The sequence below is a fragment of the Pseudoalteromonas sp. FUC4 genome, from assembly GCF_008370255.1.
Classification (GTDB): Bacteria; Pseudomonadota; Gammaproteobacteria; order Enterobacterales; family Alteromonadaceae; genus Pseudoalteromonas.
In genome coordinates this window covers 38339-58481 of the sequence record NZ_SEUI01000007.1, presented here as the reverse complement: position 1 = coordinate 58481, position 20143 = coordinate 38339, and the positions used below count along the sequence as shown (strand labels likewise).

Annotated in this window: 20 protein-coding genes; 16 read left to right on the top strand and 4 right to left on the bottom strand. The window is 40.7% G+C overall.

What is annotated here, in order from left to right; translation table 11 throughout:
- Positions 1 to 41: 41 nt before the first annotated feature.
- Positions 42 to 566, top strand: a complete 525-nt coding sequence (locus EU510_RS17635; RefSeq protein WP_149594553.1) for a CIA30 family protein — start codon at positions 42 to 44, stop codon at positions 564 to 566.
- Between the two features lie 21 nt (positions 567 to 587).
- On the opposite strand, the gene EU510_RS17630 is transcribed toward EU510_RS17635, so the two are convergent.
- The 4 genes from EU510_RS17630 to EU510_RS17615 all read right to left on the bottom strand — a co-directional run bounded on the left by EU510_RS17630 (position 588) and on the right by EU510_RS17615 (position 4706).
- Entirely contained in the window at positions 588 to 1124 is a 537-nt protein-coding gene (locus tag EU510_RS17630; protein ID WP_149594552.1) for a hypothetical protein, read from the bottom strand.
- 143 nt (positions 1125 to 1267) lie between these two features.
- Entirely contained in the window at positions 1268 to 1744 is a 477-nt protein-coding gene (locus tag EU510_RS17625) for an FKBP-type peptidyl-prolyl cis-trans isomerase (RefSeq protein WP_149594551.1), read from the bottom strand.
- A gap of 2 nt (positions 1745 to 1746) precedes the next feature.
- A complete protein-coding gene (locus EU510_RS17620) occupies positions 1747 to 4170 on the bottom strand; it encodes a Lon protease family protein (RefSeq protein ID WP_262501248.1) in 2424 nt (807 codons plus the stop codon).
- 77 nt (positions 4171 to 4247) lie between these two features.
- Complete coding sequence (locus EU510_RS17615) at positions 4248 to 4706, bottom strand: zinc ribbon-containing protein (RefSeq protein ID WP_149594549.1); 459 nt, start codon at positions 4704 to 4706, stop codon at positions 4248 to 4250.
- Positions 4707 to 4881: 175 nt separating this feature from the next.
- On the opposite strand from EU510_RS17615, the gene leuS reads away from it, so the two are divergent.
- From leuS to EU510_RS17540, 15 genes are all read left to right on the top strand, one after another.
- Entirely contained in the window at positions 4882 to 7470 is a 2589-nt protein-coding gene (leuS, locus tag EU510_RS17610; RefSeq protein ID WP_149594548.1) for a leucine--tRNA ligase, read from the top strand.
- Position 7471: 1 nt separating this feature from the next.
- Positions 7472 to 7963, top strand: coding sequence for an LPS assembly lipoprotein LptE (gene lptE, locus EU510_RS17605; protein WP_010554703.1), 492 nt, complete (start codon positions 7472 to 7474; stop codon positions 7961 to 7963).
- On the top strand, positions 7963 to 9000 hold the full coding sequence (holA, locus tag EU510_RS17600; RefSeq protein ID WP_149594547.1) for a DNA polymerase III subunit delta: 1038 nt from the start codon (positions 7963 to 7965) through the stop codon (positions 8998 to 9000). The genes lptE and holA overlap by 1 nt, the downstream gene beginning before the upstream one ends.
- A 17-nt stretch (positions 9001 to 9017) precedes the next feature.
- Positions 9018 to 9653 (top strand): nicotinate-nucleotide adenylyltransferase, encoded by a 636-nt coding sequence (nadD, locus tag EU510_RS17595; RefSeq protein ID WP_149594546.1) that lies wholly within the window; start codon positions 9018 to 9020, stop codon positions 9651 to 9653.
- Between the two features lie 55 nt (positions 9654 to 9708).
- Positions 9709 to 10026, top strand: a complete 318-nt coding sequence (gene rsfS / locus EU510_RS17590) for a ribosome silencing factor (RefSeq protein WP_002958523.1) — start codon at positions 9709 to 9711, stop codon at positions 10024 to 10026.
- Positions 10027 to 10063: 37 nt separating this feature from the next.
- The gene (gene rlmH / locus EU510_RS17585; RefSeq protein WP_002958522.1) at positions 10064 to 10534 is read left to right on the top strand and encodes a 23S rRNA (pseudouridine(1915)-N(3))-methyltransferase RlmH; all 471 of its coding nucleotides are present in this window, start codon (positions 10064 to 10066) and stop codon (positions 10532 to 10534) included.
- A 9-nt stretch (positions 10535 to 10543) separates the two neighbouring features.
- Positions 10544 to 12412 (top strand): penicillin-binding protein 2, encoded by a 1869-nt coding sequence (gene mrdA, locus EU510_RS17580; protein ID WP_149594545.1) that lies wholly within the window; start codon positions 10544 to 10546, stop codon positions 12410 to 12412.
- Positions 12409 to 13515, top strand: a complete 1107-nt coding sequence (gene rodA / locus EU510_RS17575; RefSeq protein ID WP_149594544.1) for a rod shape-determining protein RodA — start codon at positions 12409 to 12411, stop codon at positions 13513 to 13515. The genes mrdA and rodA overlap by 4 nt, the downstream gene beginning before the upstream one ends.
- Complete coding sequence (locus tag EU510_RS17570) at positions 13515 to 14279, top strand: septal ring lytic transglycosylase RlpA family protein (RefSeq protein WP_149594543.1); 765 nt, start codon at positions 13515 to 13517, stop codon at positions 14277 to 14279. The genes rodA and EU510_RS17570 overlap by 1 nt, the downstream gene beginning before the upstream one ends.
- Positions 14280 to 14593: 314 nt before the next feature.
- Positions 14594 to 15757 (top strand): serine hydrolase, encoded by a 1164-nt coding sequence (locus EU510_RS17565; RefSeq protein WP_002958518.1) that lies wholly within the window; start codon positions 14594 to 14596, stop codon positions 15755 to 15757.
- 174 nt (positions 15758 to 15931) lie between these two features.
- Positions 15932 to 16210: a DUF493 family protein YbeD gene (gene ybeD, locus EU510_RS17560; RefSeq protein WP_002958517.1), complete on the top strand. Its 279-nt coding sequence runs from the start codon at positions 15932 to 15934 to the stop codon at positions 16208 to 16210.
- A gap of 19 nt (positions 16211 to 16229) precedes the next feature.
- Positions 16230 to 16883, top strand: a complete 654-nt coding sequence (gene lipB / locus EU510_RS17555; RefSeq protein WP_149594542.1) for a lipoyl(octanoyl) transferase LipB — start codon at positions 16230 to 16232, stop codon at positions 16881 to 16883.
- Positions 16880 to 17845, top strand: coding sequence for a lipoyl synthase (gene lipA / locus EU510_RS17550; protein WP_002958515.1), 966 nt, complete (start codon positions 16880 to 16882; stop codon positions 17843 to 17845). Before lipB ends, lipA begins: the two co-directional genes overlap by 4 nt.
- A gap of 170 nt (positions 17846 to 18015) precedes the next feature.
- Positions 18016 to 18255 (top strand): RNA recognition motif domain-containing protein, encoded by a 240-nt coding sequence (locus tag EU510_RS17545; protein ID WP_149594541.1) that lies wholly within the window; start codon positions 18016 to 18018, stop codon positions 18253 to 18255.
- A 263-nt stretch (positions 18256 to 18518) separates the two neighbouring features.
- Positions 18519 to 20138 (top strand): M28 family metallopeptidase, encoded by a 1620-nt coding sequence (locus tag EU510_RS17540; protein WP_149594540.1) that lies wholly within the window; start codon positions 18519 to 18521, stop codon positions 20136 to 20138.
- The last annotated feature ends 5 nt before the right edge of the window (positions 20139 to 20143 follow it).

Below are 20143 nucleotides of genomic sequence, written 5' to 3'. Positions count from 1 at the left end.
TTTATCCGTATTGATAAGCTTAAAGTACTTAGGAGTAAGCCATGATCACCAAACAACTATCATCACTTTTTGTATTTAATTTATTAGTAGTAAGTGCACAAGCTAATGCAAACCAGCGCTGGTATGTAGTTAACGATTCCGTAATGGGCGGTGTATCTAATAGCCAATTCACACAAACTCAAGAAAGTTTGCTGTTTACAGGCAATGTTTCGCTTGATAATAACGGCGGTTTTKCATCAATACGTACTGAAATTGACACACAAAGCCAAAATACTAAAGTTATAGCGCTGCGTGTTAAAGGCGACGGACAAACCTATCAGCTCAGGCTCAGAACAACTAATTACCTTGATGGCGCAGCGTACACTCACTCATTTAAAACAGTAAAAAATGAATGGGTAGATATAAACTTTGCTCCGAGTGATTTTACTTTAACGTATCGCGGCCGCGTGCTTGAGCAACAACCGATTATTGATTTTGATGATATAAAACAGCTAGGCTTTATGATTGCAGGCAAGCAAGAAGGTCAATTTAAACTTGAAGTGAGTAAAATTGAGTTTAAAAGCTAACCCACCAGCTTTTTGGTGGCGCTAAATAGTATAGTCGTCGCCCCGCCTCTTTAGTTCACTAATAACCAGTTCAACCATTTGTTGCTTTATTGCCGCTTGCTCTGATTTTAACTCCCCTAATTGCAGCTCTAACATATCTATTTGATCTTGCTGTTGCGTGTTTCTATATTGTTTTGCACCTAGGTGGTCAGCATCTAAAACTGAATTTGCATCACTTTTATTTAGCTCATTGGCGCTGCTATCGATGGTTAAACTTCGCTGTGCTGGGCTTTGTTTAAGTTTGTTAATTTGTTCTTGCAGTGCAATAATTCGCCCGGTGAAGTGCTTGTATACTTTTTCTAGGTTTTTATATTGATTGCCAAACGTAGCGTTATCTTCACTATATTCTTGCGCCTTGGTATCTAAAAACTTAGATAACACATATTTTGGCTCTTCTTCTCCCTCTTCCTCATTCTTTTCACCACTCGCTTTTTCAACAGGTAGTTTATCTGATTGCGCTAAATTTTGAGCATTTGAGCTGTGTACTTGGTATGAAATAGGAGCCGCCGAAATCTTCATTATTTTGTCCCTAAAATAGCTTTTTAACTATTATGGATATCGACCTCGTATTAAAATCCTTGAGTAAATTTTATTGTTAGCTAAAAGCAAAAAGCCCCACTTTATTAAAGTAGGGCCTTAGTAGTTTATTACTTCAAATAAAATTACGACTCAATAGCCAGTAACTCTACTTCAAAAATAAGTACTGAAGCAGGAGGAATACTCCCTACACGTTTTTCACCGTACGCTAATTGGTGCGGCACATAAAAGGTGTATTTATCGCCTGGGCTCATCAGTTGTAAGCCTTCAGTCCAGCCTTTAATAACTTGGTGTAAACCAAAGCTAATAGGTGTTTTACGCTCTACTGAACTGTCAAACACCGTGCCGTCGATTAGTGTGCCGTGGTAATGCACGTTAACCATACTTGTTGGGTTGGGTGTGTTTTCACTCTCACCTTTGTGTACAATTTTGTACTGCAAGCCAGAAGCTGTTTCTACTACACCTTCTACTTTTGCGTTAGCGGCTAAGTAATCTGCCCCTATTTGTGCATTTATGCCTGCTTGTTGTTTTGCTTTTTTACTATTTTGAAATATTAAAAAACAAAAAATGGCGATAACCACCGCCAAAATTATATTGATCATTATTAACCTTTTTCGTTATCTAGTTCTTCGTCTTTTTCGTCATCGTTATCGCCATTTACTATGTCGGCAATTTCTTTAAGGCGAGCAAGCGCAATTCCGTTTACTGAGTTTTCTGGATACTGGTCATCAATAATATCGCCAGCTTCTATATCCATTAACAGGTTAAGCGCTTGGTCTACGGTTTCAACTGCGTAAATATTAAATTTACCCGCCTCAACTGCATTAAGTATTTCGTCATCAAGCACTAAGTTAACTTGGTTTGATTTAGGGATGATAACGCCTTGCGAACCTGTTAAACCACGCATTTTACACAGTTTAAAGAAGCCTTCTATTTTTTCGTTTACGCCACCAATTGCCTGTACATCACCATGTTGGTTAATAGAGCCCGTAAGCGCAATTGATTGGCTAATAGGTAGGCTTGTAATAGACGAAATAAGCGCACACAACTCAGCCAAAGATGCACTATCGCCATCTATATAACCGTAGCTTTGCTCAATAGCGATATTAGCGCTAAGCGTTAAGCTAAAGTGCTGTGCGTATTTATTACCTAAATAACCGGTAAGTAGCATTACACCCTTTGAGTGAATTGCTTTACCCAGCTCGGCTTCACGTTCAACATCTATTACGCCATCGGCGCCAGCATAAACCGTTGCCGTAATACGCGCAGGGGTACCAAATGAGGTATCGCCAATGTGTAATACGGTTAAGCCATTTACTTTACCAATGGCTTGGCCTTCGGTTGCAATAAGTGTATGACCTTCTTTTATATCGCTTAGCATGTTTTCACTAATTTGGCCGGTACGGTATTGCTTACCTTCAATGGCTTCATCAATATGATGCGCATCTATAACAGTTAATTTATCTTGTTTTGCGTAATAACTTGCCTCTGCAACTAATTCAAGTACATCAGCAAAGCGCGCAGAAAGCTTATTGTGATGCTCTGCTTGGCGGTAACTAAACTTAAGTAAACGCACCATAGCTGCTTGTGTGGTAGTGCACTTTAATGTTTGCTCGCAGTACTCGGTAACTTTAGTTATAAATTGGTACTGTAATTTATCGCTACTTGGTAAGTAGTAATCAAAGTCAGCTAATACTCTAAATAACTCTGCAAACTCTTCATCGTATTCACCTATGGTGTAATACAGTTCGCGCGAACCTAATAAAATAATTTTCACATCAAGCGGTATAAGCTGCGGGCGAAGTGTAAAACTACTGCCTACTGAGCTATCTTGATACGGTAAGTCGTTTTTAATTTGATGCGTTTTAAGCGAAAGTTTTAAACCATCCCACACTTGAGGGTTAGCCATTACTTTTTCAGCATCCATAATWAAATAACCGCCATTAGCACGGTGCAATGCGCCCGGCTGAATAGAGCGATAACTGGTAATTAAAGACCCTTGCGATGTGGAATACTCAATTTTACCAAATATATTACCAAATGTTGGATTGGGCTCGTACACAACCGGTGCTGCGTCGTCCTCTTTAAACTCAACTAAAATATTAGGTGCAAAAAAGTCGGTAAGCATGCCTTTACGATCAAAGTCTTCTTTGCTTTCTTCGCTTTCATCTTCGTCATCGAGCCATTCAAGTACCGCGTCTATAATTTCAACGCGAATATCTTTTAAATAACGCAGTACGCCAATGTGTGTCGCGTACTTGTGCTCTAAGTCTTTTAAAAGTGGTTTAGTGGCTTGCTCTGCAGTCGACTTTTTAAGATTACGCTGTTTTTCTTTTGATTCGCGCTTCCAGCGTGGCAGCTCAATTAACGCTTCTATTAATGCATCTTCTAGCTTTTCAATTTTTTCAAAAAACTCTTCGCGTAACGTTTCTTCAAGTTCGCCAAATTCGCTATCGCTTAATTGTTTACCATCTACAAGCGGTGCAAACCCAACTGAATTTTTTTCTTCGACTAATGCAACACTTTGCTCAAATGCCGCAATTTCTACTGCGGTAATAGCGCTGTCGTAGGCATCGTTAAATTCACGGTCGATTGATTTTTTTTTGCGTTGGTATCCTGGGTTATCAAATGCAGCAGGAAATGTGTCGAGTACTTCATCTAAAAATGAATCTATGTCGTCACTAAGTTGCTTGCTTTGCCCTGCATGCATAAACAGAGCGATAGGCTCTCTGTGGTCATCGTAATTATTTACGTATAACCATTCGTTTGGAGTTGGGCGGTCTTTTGCGTGTTGCTTAAGTTTATCTTTAACAAGCGTAAAGCGCCCATGGGCAGCCTCGCCCATTACATAAACGTTATAACCAGGTAGTTCCATCCCTAAAGAGAAATCTAAGGCATTTTGGGCGCGTTGTTGGCCTATAAATGTAAGTTGCTCGGGGTATGGATTGCTCATACACGTATGTACGTGATTAGTAGAAATACTCGGTGCGAGCTTTGAAACAGATAGTGGCAGCAATTTTTTCGTCATTCTAACTTCTTTTTTTACCAACATATTCGCTGGCCTTTGGGCGTATTAAGTGGCCCGCAGCCACTTAATACTTATATTTAAGGGTGCAGCGCCTTACGACTAAAATAGATTCCATCACATTCAATACACGGTGTAATTTGTGTCGCGTGATAAACATCGTAACTATGAGTGCAATTCTTACATACTAATGTGCCCATGGCTATCCATTCGCCTGCGTGATACACACCATTGTGCTTAAAATCTTGACTAAGAGATTGCCACTCAAGCTGGGTTTTATCTTCTATATGCGAAAGCTCAAACCATAATGATTCTTTAAGCTCTTGCCATGCAAGCGAATTATAGTGCGATTCGTTTTCTTGGACATGTTCTATATCGCGCTGTAAATAACTTTTATATAAAGCGTATCTTTCTTGCCCTAAATCTTTAAGTGCCTGCTCAGATTCAACAAATCGAGTAACTGCGCCTTTTACTTCATGATCTTTTACATCTTTTAGCCATTTGGTTAAATCGCCAAGCCATGTTTTATAATCTGCCATTTTTTACTCCTTCAAAATTGCTGTTAAATCACCCTATAACTTAGATAAGTATAGGTTAACCTGAACTGAAGGTTAGAATTTATCAAAACCGCGTTTTTGACGCTGTGAATAGCACTTTATTTGGGGTATCCTAATGGCAATTTTTTATTAGTTTGCAAGAAGTCTGGAACCATAGATGCAAGAGCAATATAACCCGCAAGATATAGAGTCAAAAGTACAAAGCTACTGGGAAGAAAACCAGGTATTTAAAGTCACTGAAGATGAGAGCAAAGAAAAGTATTATTGCCTTTCTATGTTCCCTTATCCGAGTGGTCGACTGCATATGGGTCATGTACGTAACTACACCATTGGTGATGTTGTTTCTCGTTTCCAGCGCCTGCAAGGCAAAAACGTAATGCAACCTATGGGTTGGGATGCGTTTGGTTTACCTGCAGAAAACGCTGCTATTAAAAACAAAACAGCACCAGCTAAGTGGACATACGAAAATATTGATTACATGCGTACACAGCTTAAGCAATTAGGTTTTGGTTATGACTGGGATCGCGAAATTGCGACGTGTCATCCAGAATACTACAAGTGGGAGCAGTGGTTTTTCACTAAGCTTTACGAAAAAGGCTTAGTGTATAAAAAAATGTCGACGGTTAACTGGGATCCAGTGGATCAAACAGTACTCGCTAACGAGCAAGTTATTGATGGTCGCGGTTGGCGTTCAGGCGCTGTGGTTGAGCAAAAAGAAATTCCACAGTGGTTTATTAAAATTACCGACTACGCACAAGAACTACTTGACGATTTAGACAAGTTAGAAGACTGGCCAGAGCAAGTTAAAACAATGCAGCGTAATTGGATTGGCCGCTCTGAAGGGTGTGATATTGAATTTAAACGCACCGATAACGACGAAACTTTTAGCGTATACACAACTCGTCCAGACACCTTTATGGGTGTTACGTATGTTGCTGTTGCTGGTGGTCACCCTATTGCACAAGAAGCCGCTAAAAATAGCGATGCTGTTGCAATGTTTGTTGAAGAATGCAAAAACACCAAAGTTGCCGAAGCAGACATGGCAACAATGGAGAAAAAAGGCATAGCAACAGGCTTTTACGCAACTCACCCATTAACGGGCGAGCAAGTACCAATTTGGGTCGCTAACTTTGTATTAATGCATTACGGCTCAGGCGCTGTTATGGCGGTACCTGCACACGACCAACGCGATTTTGAATTTGCAACGGCTTATGGCCTTGATATAAAACAAGTAATTGCACCGGTTGAAGGCTCTGATCTTGAAGTAAACCTTAAGCAAGAAGCATTTACCGACAAAGGCGTACTTGTAAATTCAGGTGAATTTGACGGTCTTGATTTTGACGCCGCGTTTAAAGCTATTGCCGACAAGCTTGAAGCACTCGGTGTTGGGGAGCGTAAAGTAAACTTTCGTCTACGTGACTGGGGTGTGAGCCGTCAGCGTTATTGGGGTTCTCCAATCCCAATGCTTAGCGACGAAGAAGGCCAAGAACTTGCAGCAACAGAAGATATGCTACCAGTTCGCTTACCAGAAGATGTGGTAATGAACGGTGTAACGTCACCACTTAAAGCTGACCCAGAATGGGCTAAAACAACAGTAAATGGCGCACCTGCGTTTCACGAAACTGACACGTTTGACACCTTTATGGAATCATCTTGGTACTACGCACGCTACTGTAGCCCACGCTACGACGAAGGCATGCTAGATCCAGCGGCTGCTAACTATTGGTTACCAGTAAACCAATACATTGGTGGTATTGAGCACGCTATTTTACACTTATTGTACTCGCGCTTTTTCCATAAATTATTACGTGACTTTGGTTTAGTAAATTCAGACGAGCCGTTTGACCGCTTACTTTGTCAAGGTATGGTGCTTGCTGAAACGTTTTATCGTAAAGATGAAAAAGGCGGTGATGTATGGATTTCGCCAAGCGATGTAAATACCGAAACCGACGACAAAGGCCGCGTAACTAAAGCATGGCATAAAGAAGACGGTGAGCCGGTATTCTCATCAGGCATGAGTAAAATGTCTAAGTCTAAAAACAACGGTATAGACCCACAACAAGTAATTGCCCAATACGGTGCAGATACAGTGCGTTTATTTATGATGTTTACAGCACCACCAGAGCAAACGCTTGAATGGTCAGACTCAGGTGTTGAAGGCGCACATCGCTTCTTAAAACGTGTATGGAAATACGCAGTAGACGTTAAAACAGTAGGTTACCAAGCACTTGATAAATCAGCGCTCACTAACCCGCAAAAAGTATTACGTCGCGACTTACACAAAGCAATTGCTAAAGTGACTGATGACGTTGAACGTCGTCAAACCTTTAATACCGCCATTGCCGCAATTATGGAGCTTTCTAATAAGTTATTAAAAGCACCATTGAGCGACAAACAAGATGTAGCGATTGCTAACGAAGCACTTGAAGCATTAGTTATTATGCTTGCACCTATCACTCCGCATTTATCGCATGAGCTTTGGAAAGAGCTTGGTAAAGAAGGCGAGATTTTAGATGCTGCATGGCCAAAAGTTGACGAGTCGGCTCTTGTTGAAGATGAAAAACTAATCATCGTACAAGTAAACGGCAAACTTCGCGCTAAGTTAACAGTGGCTGCTGATGCCACTCAAGAGCAAGTAGAAGCCCTTGCGTTTGCAGAATCTAACGTAACTAAATTTACGGATGGCGCAACTATTCGTAAAATCATTTACGTACCAGGCAAACTACTTAACGTGGTAGCTAACTAATATGGCTGCATTTAACGCCATTAAAAATGGACTAGCCTTAGTGCTAGTCTGTTTTTTGTTATCAAGCTGTGGCTTTCATTTAAAAAAAGCCTCTAGCTTGCCTGATAACTTAAAACAGCTAACACTTGTAGGCGATGATGAAAAATCGACTTTATTTACTGAGCTTAAAAAAGAGCTTAAAGCGAGTAACGTAGAGCTAGTATCGTCAGCTAAAGATAAAGCCCAATTGTATTTACGCAAAGAAAGTATTGAACGCCAAACACTTTCGCTGTTTCAAAATGGTCAGGTTGCTGAATACGAACTTGCTTATGGCGTGTCGTATGTAGTTAAACGCCCTGGTGAAAAAGCGATAGAAAAACGTTTTGAGCTTTATCGTAACTACCAAGACGATCCTGATCATGCATTAGCAAAAGCAAAAGAGCTTGAGCTACTCATTAGCGAGATTCGTGAGCAAGCCAGTCGTCGTATTGTTAGAGAGCTTTCGCAACTATAATGCGCTGCTACGCTAATCAACTACCGAGTGAATTAAATAAAGGGCTAAAGCCCTTTTATTTAGTATTTGGTGAAGAGCCTTTTCAAGAAGCGCAGTGCGTGCAACAAATTCGCGACTATGCTAAGCAACAAGGTTTTGATGAAGTAATTAAGTTTACTTTAATGCAAGGATTCGATTGGCAAGAAATCATAGCCCAGTATCAGAGCATGTCGCTGTTTAGCGCCCGCACTATTATTGAGCTTGATTTAAACCAACAAAAGCCAGGCGTTATTGGCAGCAATACCTTTAAAAAAGTAGTTGAACTGGTTAATCCCGATACTATTTTAATTGTTAAAGGCGCTAAAGCCAGTCAAGAAGTACAACGTGGCGCATGGTTTAAAGCCCTTGATAAGCAAGGCGTATTTGTACCTTGCTACCCACTTACTGGCTCTCATGTAAAACGATGGCTTGATGAGCAATGCCAACGTTTATCACTTAATATGCAAAGCGACGCCAAAGTAAGCTTAATAAATGCCACTGAAGGCAACTTATTAGCCTGTTTTCAAGAGCTTGAAAAGCTCTCGCTACTACACGGCAATGCATTAATTACTCAGCAACTAGTTATGCAAGGGCTGTTAAATCAAGCCAAGTTTGATATTTTTGATTTAAGCGATGCACTATTAAATGGCCACGCTAAACAAGCTATAAAAGTACTAAACAAACTTGCCAGCGATAACACCGAAGTGGTGAGTATTTTGTGGGCTATAACCAAAGAGCTTAATACACTTATAAGTGTGCAACTTGGTTTATTAAATGGCGAACCTATAGCAAATTTATTTAAACAAAAAGCAATTTGGAAAAACCAACAAGGTCCAGTTCAAAATGCTATTAACCGTTTAAATATGCACACACTAGAACAAATAAATAGTGATGTTGCGTTGTTTGATGCCAGTTACAAGCAAGGTAATTTAATTGCACCTTACCAAGCGCTTGCTCATATTTGTATTAAATTTTGCCAGCCGCTCAACATTCCTATGCCGTGCCACGCGGTTAATTAATAAATAATGGGTGTTAAATGATCGCAATTTTTGGTGGCACTTTCGACCCCGTCCATTTAGGCCATCTAAATATGGCGCAGCAATGCGTTAATGCGTTTAATTTAGATACGCTTTATTTTATGCCCTGTGCACTGCCTGCGCATAAAGCAGCTCCGGGAATTAGTACTCAGCACCGTATTAATATGCTAAACGCAGCCATTGCACCTTATCCTCATTTTGAACTCGATTTAAGAGAGCTTAACCGAGCTGGTCCATCGTATTCGCTACTTAGTTTGCAAGAACTTCGTAAAGAGCACCCCACTACGCCTATTTTATTTTTAATTGGAATGGACTCATTTAACAACCTAGATAAGTGGTTTGAGTGGAAGGCAATAACACAGCTTTGCCATATTGTGATCTACCAGCGCCCTGCTCAACATTGCACTGTAAAAGGTGAGCTCAAAAGCTATATGCAACACGCAAATGCTGGCGAAGTAGCGGCACTTAAACACTCACTTGCAGGTAAACTTTATTTTTTACCTGGTGAAATGCTCGATGCGGCCTCAAGTACTATTCGCAAGCAGCTAAAAAAAAGTAATAAAAAGAATGAACTATTGCCCGATGCAGTGAGTCATTACATAGAAGTGCATCAGCTCTATCAAATTGATGCTTAAAAACTCCTAGCGTGTTAAAATGCGCGCCATTAAATTTTTAAATTGAGACAAAACCTTGGATTCAAAACAACTACTCGCCTTTGCAATGGATAAAATTGACGATATGAAAGCGCGTGACATCGTTCATATTGACGTAACTGAAACATCAGATATTACAGATTACATGGTAATTTGTTCTGGTACTTCTAAACGCCACGTACAGTCAATTGCCGATCACTTAGCAAAAGAAGCGCGTCATGCAGATTCAGAGCCACTAGGTTATGAAGGTGAAGGCGACGGCGAATGGGCACTGGTTGATTTAGGTGATGTGGTTGTACACGTGATGCAAAACGAAGCACGTAGCTATTACGATCTAGAAAAACTGTGGGGCTAAACGCTCACTCATTTTAGACAATGCTTGGAAGTAATACGTGAAAATACAAATGATTGCTGTTGGTACTAAAATGCCAGCATGGGTAGAAACGGGATTTGCAGAATATCAGCGCCGTTTCCCTAAAGATATGGCGCTAGAGTTAATCGAAATTCCAGCCGGTAAACGTGGTAAAAATGCAGATATAAAGCGTATTTTACACATTGAAGGTGAAAAAACATTAGCGGCTATTCCAAAAGGCAATCGTATTGTAACGTTAGAGGTAACAGGGAAAGCACTGGATACTCACCAACTTGCTAAAAATATGGAAAAATGGCAACTCGATGGCCGCGATGTAAGTTTACTTATTGGCGGACCTGAAGGACTTGCTCCAGAGTGTATTGCAGCGTCTGAGCAAAAATGGTCGTTATCTAATTTAACATTGCCGCACCCTTTGGTGCGTATAATTGTTGCAGAGAGCCTTTACCGAGGCTGGAGCTTAAATAACAACCATCCTTATCATCGCGAGTAACCCCTTGCCATGCTAAAACATAGACCCACTATTCGTGACCACTCCGCAGAAGCAAACTTATTTGCTAGGCGAGCATTCGTGGGTTTTGTTTTTGTATTGGGATTAGTCGCAGTATTACTCTCTAATCTTTATACTATTCAGGTCGAAGATCACCAAGACTACCAAACCCGCTCCAACGATAATCGCATTAAAGTTATTCCTATTGCACCCAACCGAGGTTTAATTTACGACCGGAACGGTGTGCTACTTGCTGAAAACAAACCGGTTTACAACCTTGAAGTCATCCCCGAAGAGGTAGACGACCTTGACGAATCGCTTGATCAAATAAGTAAAATAATTGCGATTACAGAGCAAGACAAACAAGATTTTTTAAAAGATATAAAACACACCCGTCGTTTTAAATCACAAGTATTAAAAGCCCGCTTAGACGAAACAGAAGTGGCTAAATTTTCGGTTAATCAGCATAAATTCCCTGGTTTTAGCATTGAGGCACGCCTTGCCCGCTACTACCCATTTGGCGACACTCTAACGCATGCGCTCGGTTATGTTGCCAAGCTTAATAGAAAAGAGCTAAACCAATTAGAGCAAGAAGACCGTGCAACCAATTATCGCGCCACTCATGATATTGGCAAACTCGGCATAGAAAAATACTATGAAGAAACACTGCACGGTAAAGTAGGCTCACAGCGGGTAGAAGTTAATAACCGTGGCCGTGTAATACGCACCCTGAGCATGACCCAACCGCAACCTGGTAGCGACTTAGTGCTTACTTTAGACGTGGGCTTGCAACAAATAGCACAACACGCGCTTAAAGATATGCGCGGCGCTGTTGTCGTTATGGACGCCAAAGATGGCGGCGTGCTGGCGCTTTATTCAAACCCAAGTTACGATCCAAACTTATTTGTACACGGCATTAGCAGCAAAAATTATAAAGCGCTGCTTAACCAAGACCGGCCATTAATAAACCGTACTACGCAAGGCCGTTACGCACCGGCCTCTACAGTAAAACCGTTAATGGCTGTATTAGCGCTAGAAGAAAATATAGTAAATGAATCAACATCAATGTGGGACCCTGGCTTTTTTCAAATTCCAAATGTTGAACACAAATGGCGTGACTGGAAACGTTGGGGCCATGGTCATGTTGATGTATATAAGGCGATTGAAGAGTCATGCGATACCTATTTTTACGATGCGGCTTATCGGTTAGGTATTACTAAAATAAGCGATTTTATGGCCCGTTTTGGCTACGGTGATTTGTCAGGTATTGATATTCACGAAGAAACTACGGCTATTCTCCCTTCAAAAGAATGGAAAGAAGGACGCTTTAAAGAGTCTTGGTGGCGCGGTGATACTATTTCGGTAGGGATTGGCCAAGGTTACTGGACTGCCACACCTATTCAAATTGCAAATGCGACTAACATATTAGTTAATCGTGGTATTAATCATCCACCTCATTTGGTACAAGTGATAAAAAAAGATAACGATATAACGCAAATTAACAACGAAGAAAAACCCCCAGTTATTTTAAAAGATCCGCGCCATTGGCAAGTATCGTTAGATGCAATGCATAATACAGTGCAAAAAATATCAGGCACAGCCCACAAAGCATTTAAAGGGACTAACTACGACTCTGCTGGTAAAACCGGTACCGCGCAAGTAGTTAGTATTGCCCAAGGTGAACGCTACGATGCAAAATCTCTTAAAGAACGCCAACGCGATAATACAATTTATGTAGGCTTTGCACCTTATAGCGATCCTAAAATTGTGGTTTCTGTTGTATTAGAAAACAACCACGGCGGCATTCAAATAGCTCGCCAACTTATGGATTACTACTTTGCAGCCAACCCTGTTAATCTTGCAAGGAACGAGGCACCATGACCGCTTTGCACGATAAACGCTCTATTTGGATGCGTATGCACCTAGACCTACCGCTGCTTATTGCACTACTTATAATGATGGCTGGCAGCATAATGGTTGTTTACAGCGCAAGCGGGCAAGAGTCTTCTATGATGATTAGGCACATGACCCGTATGGGCGGTGCTATTGTTGCTATGATTGTTTTAGCCCAGTTTTCACCTGCAACATTAAAGCGGTTAGTGATCCCACTTTATTGTGTTGGGTTATTAATGCTAGTGGGTGTACTTTTATTTGGAGTAAGCTCAAAAGGCGCGCAGCGTTGGCTTGATTTAGGGGTGACGCGGTTTCAACCTGCAGAATTAATGAAGTTAGCTGTACCGATGATGGTAGCTTGGTATATAGGGCGTAATCACCTACCCCCTCGTCCATTGCATTTAATTATTGGTTTTATTATTGTAATGCTCCCTACATTATTAATTAAAGAGCAACCCGATTTAGGTACGGCCATACTTATTGCAAGCTCAGGTATATTTGTATTATTTTTGTCTGGTTTGAGTTGGCGTTTGATAGGCTTTTTAAGCTCGATTGTAGCACTTGCTGCATGGCCATTTTGGCACTACGGTATGCACGATTATCAAAAGCAACGTGTACTCACCTTTTTAGACCCTGAGAGCGATCCGCTTGGTTCGGGTTATCATATTATTCAATCGAAAATTGCTATTGGATCAGGCGGCATAGAAGGTAAAGGCTGGTTACTTGGTACACAATCGCAATTAGAGTTTTTGCCAGAGCGCCACACCGACTTTATATTTTCGGTTTTAAGCGAAGAATTTGGCCTATTCGGCGTATGTGTTTTACTTAGCCTGTACTTATTTATTATTGGTCGTGGTTTGTACATTGCTGTTAATGCACAAGATGCATTTGGTAAATTGCTCGCAGGCGCACTCACCCTCACCTTTTTTGTATATGTGTTCGTAAACATAGGCATGGTATCGGGTTTATTACCTGTTGTAGGCGTACCTTTACCACTGATTAGTTATGGTGGTACATCGATGGTGACGTTAATGGCTGGCTTTGGCATTATTATGTCAATAGCGACAGATAAAAGGATGCTTTTAAAATAATGCGACACACAAATCAGTTTATATTTACTACATTATTGATTTTACTTTTAAGTGCTTGTAGTAGCGGTTCTAGTAGCCGTTATAGCATGCGTCATGATGCAGCGCCATTAAGAGCCCCAACTACACTTGAGATGCAAGACGCTATAGTTACCGAAGTAACTAAAAGTGCTAGCGCTAGCCGCCCATACACAGTCCTTGGTAAAAGCTATTCGCCCATGCTTGATGAGACGGGTTATAGTGAGGAAGGCATTGCCTCTTGGTATGGTCGTAAGTTTCATGGTTATCACACCTCAAATGGTGAAACCTACGATATGTTTGCAATGACCGCAGCGCATAAAACGCTCCCCCTACCTAGCTTTGTTAGAGTAACCAATACAGCAAATGGTAAGTCGGTAATCGTACGCGTGAACGACCGTGGCCCATTTCATGACGATAGAATAATTGATCTTTCGTACGCAGCCGCTTATAAGCTTGGCTATTACACCCATGGTACAGCAAAGGTTAAGCTAGAGGCCGTTACGCTTGCGGGCGCAACTGCGCGTCAAACCTATATTCAGGTAGCTGCAGGTAGTACACTTGCTAATATTGAAGCACTTGCCAGCACATTGCGAGAGCAATACAAATTACCAACAAATATTGTGCAAAAAGACGATATTTACAGACTGCATTTAGGGCCAATAAACGATACCCCTCATGCAAATGAAGTATTAAAAAAATTAAAAGAAAATCAATTTCAAAACGCGTTCTTGCTTTACACTCAGTAAGACTAATACCCAAACTACCCCAGGATGCAGAATTCAGCGTTGCACTGGGGCTTAATATCTAGGCGTTACTTTGTAGAAATGGTAATCCCTTTTAAAAAGTAACAACACAGAGAGTAAGCTCCAGTGAAACGCCCTAAGGGTTGGTTTAAAAACGATTTATACTGCGTTATTGATTTGAACAATAGAGTAACTATTATTTGCAATCAATGCCTTGCCTAAATCGTTTTTAACTCCAACTGAAACTCGCATCTCGGGGTAGTTTGGGTATAGAATGGCGTAACGCGAATCTTTAACTTTAACCATTAATGAGTATGATGAAATCTATTAAACATAAAATCCTCAAAGGTGTATGCGGTCTAGTTTGTACAGCCGCCGTATTCTCAGCCAGCGCCCAAATTATTCCGGCACCACCTCAAGTTAATGCGAAAGGTTATTTTTTAGTCGACTTTACAACAGGTAAAGTTATTGCTGAAGGTGAAGCCGATACACAGCTAGCACCTGCAAGTTTGACTAAAATGATGACCAGTTATGTAATTGGTACTGAAATTAAAGCAGGTAATATTGCCACTACCGATATGGTAACGGTAAGCGAAAAAGCATGGGCTAAAAACTTTCCAGAATCTTCAAAGATGTTTATTGAAGTAGGTAAACAAATTAGTGTTGATGAGCTTAACCACGGTATTATTATTCAATCAGGTAATGATGCATGTGTAGCAATGGCTGAGCATATTGCTGGAAGCGAAAGCGCATTTGCTGATTTAATGAATGCCCATGCTGCTAAATTAGGTATGAGCAACAGCCACTTTATCAACAGCCACGGCCTTGATACTGACGAGCACTTTACAACGCCACGCGATATGGCAACGCTAGGCGCTGCACTTATTCGTGATGTGCCAGATGAATATGCACTTTATAAGCAAAAATCGTTTACTTATAACGGCATTAAGCAATATAACCGTAACTCATTATTATGGGATGAAAGCTTAGATGTTGATGGCATTAAAACGGGGCATACATCAGAAGCTGGCTACAGCCTAGTTACCTCAGCAACTAAAAACGATATGCGTTTAATTGCTGTTGTTATGGGTACCTCAAGCGAACGAGCTCGTAAGGTGGAAAGTAAAAAGCTACTTAACTATGGTTTTCGTTTTTACGAAACAATTACTCCGTACAAAGCAGGCGATAGCTTTGCAGAACAACGTATTTGGATGGGCAACAAAGAGAACGTATCTTTAGGTATTTTAGAAGATACACCAATTACTATCCCACGTGGTCAGCATAAAAACCTTAAAGCTAACTTTGAGCTAGATAACACGCTTGAAGCACCCCTTGCTAAAGGTACTAAAGTAGGCACGTTATTCTTACAACTAGAGGGCGAAGATATTGCTCAATACCCACTAGTAACACTTGAAGAAGTGGAAGAAGGCAGCTTCTTTAGCAAAATTTATGATTACTTACGCTTACAGATCATGCAGTAACTTATATCTCCCCTATTAACTAGGTAACTAATTTAAACGTCTCCACTGTGAGGCGTTTTTTTTTGCTTGAAAAATGTTAGAATGCGCCCCATATAAGCAAGACTGCTAATTGCCTATCTGTATTAAGCTTCAAGCTTGCATAGAGTCCACACTTTTGTATGAGGAGTCACCGTCGTGGTTCAACCTGTTAAAGATACTAAATTTGATGAGTACCTAGAGTACCCTTGCCCATTTACATTCAGAATAATGGGTTTAGCTAACGTAAACTTAACTGATCAAATTTTAGCTAAGTTACAACCAATAGCACCTGGCGATTACGCCCCTAAAGTAAAACCAAGCAGCAAAGGTAATTACGAGTCAGTAAGCCTTGTAGCAACAGTTACTAGTGGCAAACACATTGAAGAAATTTACAACGTGATCAGCAATATTGATGACGTACGCCACATGCTTTAATCCATAGTTGAGATTTGTTGTGAACGAAAACACTTTGATCGTACGCCAACTGGGTCGTCAGCGTTATATGCCTATTTGGCAAAAAATGCAGGACTTTACCGACACCCGTGATGAAAATACGCCAGATGAAATTTGGCTTGTAGAGCACGAGAGTGTATTCACCCAAGGTCAGGCTGGTAAGGACGAACACTTACTAGCTCCTGGCGACATTGAGGTGATTAAAGTTGACCGTGGCGGGCAAGTAACTTACCACGGTCCTGGCCAGCAAATGATGTATGTATTATTTAATCTACGTCGTTTAAAGATTGGTGTACGTGAACTAGTTACGTGGCTTGAAGAGTGCATTATTGAATCACTCGCCGAGTATGGTATTGAAGCTTATGCTAAAGCTGATGCACCGGGTGTTTACGTTAACGACAGCAAAATTGCATCCCTTGGGTTAAGGATTCGTCGTGGTTGCTCGTTTCATGGCTTAGCATTAAATGTTAACATGGACCTAAGTCCATTTTTACGCATCAACCCATGTGGTTATGCGGGCATGAATATGGTGCAAACTAAAGAATTAGATGGTCCTCAAAACCTAGAAAGTGCGGGTGAGGGATTGGTAAAACACATGATCAATAAGCTTAATGCAACACAGGTTAAGCATACTGAAGGGTTTGAAAACGAATGAATAAACCAGTCAAAATGGAACCAGGTGTAAAACTACGCGACGCAGAAAAAATGGCGTTGATCCCAGTAAAAGTTTTACCTACAGAAAAAACTGAAATGTTGCGTAAGCCAGAATGGTTAAAAATTCGCTTACCTAAATCAACCGATCGTATTGACGGTATAAAAAAAGCGCTACGTAAGCATGGCTTACACTCGGTATGTGAAGAAGCTTCATGCCCTAACCTATCTGAATGTTTTAACCACGGTACAGCTACCTTTATGATTTTAGGTGCTATTTGTACTCGCCGTTGCCCATTTTGTGATGTTGCTCACGGTCGCCCATTAAAACCTGATGCCACTGAACCTGAAAAGCTAGCACTTACTATTAAAGATATGAAGCTAAGCTACGTTGTAATCACTTCGGTTGACCGTGATGATTTACGTGATGGTGGTGCACAGCATTTTGCAGATTGTATTCGCGAGATTCGTAAGCACAATCCAACAATCACTATCGAAATTTTAGTACCAGATTTTCGTGGTCGTATGGACCGTGCACTAGAGATACTAATCGAGACGCCACCAGATGTGTTTAACCACAATCTTGAAACTGCGCCACGTTTGTACAAACTAGCTCGTCCAGGTGCTGACTATAAATGGTCATTAGAGTTACTTCGTCGCTTTAAAGAAGCTCATCCAGAAGTAAAAACTAAATCAGGCTTAATGGTAGGTTTAGGTGAAGAAATTAGCGAAATTGAAGAAGTACTTCGCGATTTACGTGCACACAACGTTGACATGCTAACTGTAGGCCAATATCTACAACCTTCTAAGCATCACTTACCGGTTAAACGCTACGTGCCACCAGTAGAGTTTGACGGCTTAAAAGCGTATGCAGACGAAATTGGCTTTACTCACGCGGCTTCTGGCCCGTTTGTACGTTCAAGCTACCATGCTGATCAACAAGCAGCGGGTAAAGAAGTGAAATAAGTAAACTTAAGTATTAAACTACTTTTATCGTAAAAAATGCCGTTAGTTAATAAATTAAACTAACGGCATTTTTGTATGTGATAAGTTTTTTTTACCATTTATCAAATAAAATTAGGTTAAACCCATCTAAGTTGAGATAATTAGCACTGACATAATTATTTAGGTTCATTATGAAACTATTAGTTCGTAACTTGTCTCGTGCTACCACTGAGCATGAGCTTCGTACTTTATTTGCAGAGCACGGTAAAGTGACTACCTGTAACTTGGTACTTGATAAAGAAACTGGCCAATCTAAAGGTTTTGCCTTTGTAGAAATGCCAAACGACATAGAAAGTAAAAGCGCAATTACTGCACTTAACCAATCTACTGTTGATAAAAGTAAGATCCGCGTAAAATTTGCAGACGCATAAAGCTAACTGCAACCTATGCAAAAAAACCAGCTAATGCTGGTTTTTTGCTTTTAGTGCCAAGTATTAAGCATTGTATTTAGCTAAAAAACTAATGACTCGGACAGATATTTACATTGGCTCATTGTATGCCTATTACATTGTCGCTCATTACTACGCCTTATAAAATCAATCTGCAATTGAATGAAAAGTTCTCTATAAAAATTCGACATCACTGCGGTGCTTCCTTTATATTGAAAGCCTAATTAAATAACGATATGAAAACTATGGCATCTACTCTTTTAAAAAGCGCTAGCCTAAGCCTGCTAGTTGCACTCTTTGGCTGCTCAGAGCCTGCAAGCGAACAAACCCCATTAGAAAATACCGCAGGTGTAAGCCTTAGTAACATTAAACAGCATATTAAAACGCTAGCCTCGGATGACTTTGAAGGTCGCGGCCCGCTTACTCATGGCGAAGTGAAAACAGTAGGCTACTTAAGCGAGCAATATAAAGCGCTGGGTTTAACCGGTGCTTATAAAGGTAAATACTTACAGCCTGTAAAAATGGCAATGGTGACAGCTAATCAGGATATGCAGTTAAAGGTAGGCGATTTGAGCTTTGAATCAGGTAAAGACTTTACCGCACGTACCGAGCAACTTCAGCCATTAATTGATGTACGCAATTCTGACATTGTATTTGCGGGCTACGGTATTAATGCACCAGAATATAACTGGAATGATTATAAAAATATTGATGTAACCGGTAAAACAGTGGTTGTGCTCGTTAACGATCCAGGCTTTGCTACTCAAAACGACGCCCTTTTTACTGGTAACGCAATGACCTACTACGGTCGCTGGACTTATAAATATGAAGAAGCCGCTCGCCAAGGTGCAAAGGCTGTATTTATTGTCCACGAAACAGCACCCGCAGCGTACCCTTGGGGCGTAGTTGAAAGTTCAAACACCGGCACTAAATACACGTTAATGGATAACAATTTAAACGCGTCTAAATTACCAGTTATGGGCTGGCTAACACGTGATGCGACTGAGCAAATGTTTAACGCCGCAAAGCTAAACTATCAAGATTTAAAACAAGCAGCATTAAATGACGATTTTAAAGCGACGCCACTTAACTTAAAAGCAAATCTTGCCTTTAAAAACGAAGTATCACATGCAAAATCGCATAACGTAGTAGCACAAATTACAGGAAGCGAATCACCTGACGAATACGTTGTCATTAGCGCTCACTGGGATCATTTTGGTACGAAGCAAACTGATACCGGCCCTAAGATTTATAACGGCGCGGTAGATAATGCTTCTGGCACGGCAGCAACCCTTGAAATAGCACGTATAATGAGCAAAATGAACAAGCAAAAACCATTTAAACGCTCAATTATTTTTGCTAACTTTACAGCAGAAGAAACGGGGTTAATTGGTTCTGAAGAGTTTGCATCGGGTGCGGTTGTACCTACAAAACAAATGGTCGGTTTATTAAATATTGATGGCATGAACGTGCTTGATGGCACTGACTACATTTTACAATACGGTAAAGATTTATCGACAATGGAAAACTATTTAGCGAAGGCTGCTAAAGCTCAAGGCCGCGTTGTTAAAATGGATCCTCGCCCGCAAAATGGTTTGTTTTTTAGATCAGATCATTTCTCGCTTTCTAAGCAAGGCGTGCCTAGTTTATTATTTATGAGTCTGGGTGATACCGATCCTGAGTACATTGCGCATAAATACCATAAAGAAGCAGACGATTACTCAGCTGATTGGTCGTTAGGTGGTGTTAAGCAAGATATAGATCTTATTGTTGATATAGCCACACAGCTTGCAAATAATGGCGATTGGCCAAAATGGACGAGCGAGTCTGACTTTAAAGCAAAACGCGCACAAGATAAGCAATAAACAGC

Coding starts and splice junctions, on each gene's coding strand:
- leuS (WP_149594548.1), top strand. CDS start 4,882: ATGCAAGAGCAATATAACCCGCAAGATATAGAGTCAAAAGTACAAAGC.
- EU510_RS17565 (WP_002958518.1), top strand. CDS start 14,594: ATGAAATCTATTAAACATAAAATCCTCAAAGGTGTATGCGGTCTAGTT.
- EU510_RS17625 (WP_149594551.1), bottom strand. CDS start 1,744: ATGATCAATATAATTTTGGCGGTGGTTATCGCCATTTTTTGTTTTTTA.
- mrdA (WP_149594545.1), top strand. CDS start 10,544: ATGCTAAAACATAGACCCACTATTCGTGACCACTCCGCAGAAGCAAAC.
- EU510_RS17545 (WP_149594541.1), top strand. CDS start 18,016: ATGAAACTATTAGTTCGTAACTTGTCTCGTGCTACCACTGAGCATGAG.
- holA (WP_149594547.1), top strand. CDS start 7,963: ATGCGCTGCTACGCTAATCAACTACCGAGTGAATTAAATAAAGGGCTA.
- EU510_RS17630 (WP_149594552.1), bottom strand. CDS start 1,124: ATGAAGATTTCGGCGGCTCCTATTTCATACCAAGTACACAGCTCAAAT.
- nadD (WP_149594546.1), top strand. CDS start 9,018: ATGATCGCAATTTTTGGTGGCACTTTCGACCCCGTCCATTTAGGCCAT.
- lipA (WP_002958515.1), top strand. CDS start 16,880: ATGAATAAACCAGTCAAAATGGAACCAGGTGTAAAACTACGCGACGCA.
- EU510_RS17540 (WP_149594540.1), top strand. CDS start 18,519: ATGGCATCTACTCTTTTAAAAAGCGCTAGCCTAAGCCTGCTAGTTGCA.
- EU510_RS17615 (WP_149594549.1), bottom strand. CDS start 4,706: ATGGCAGATTATAAAACATGGCTTGGCGATTTAACCAAATGGCTAAAA.
- rodA (WP_149594544.1), top strand. CDS start 12,409: ATGACCGCTTTGCACGATAAACGCTCTATTTGGATGCGTATGCACCTA.
- lptE (WP_010554703.1), top strand. CDS start 7,472: ATGGCTGCATTTAACGCCATTAAAAATGGACTAGCCTTAGTGCTAGTC.
- EU510_RS17570 (WP_149594543.1), top strand. CDS start 13,515: ATGCGACACACAAATCAGTTTATATTTACTACATTATTGATTTTACTT.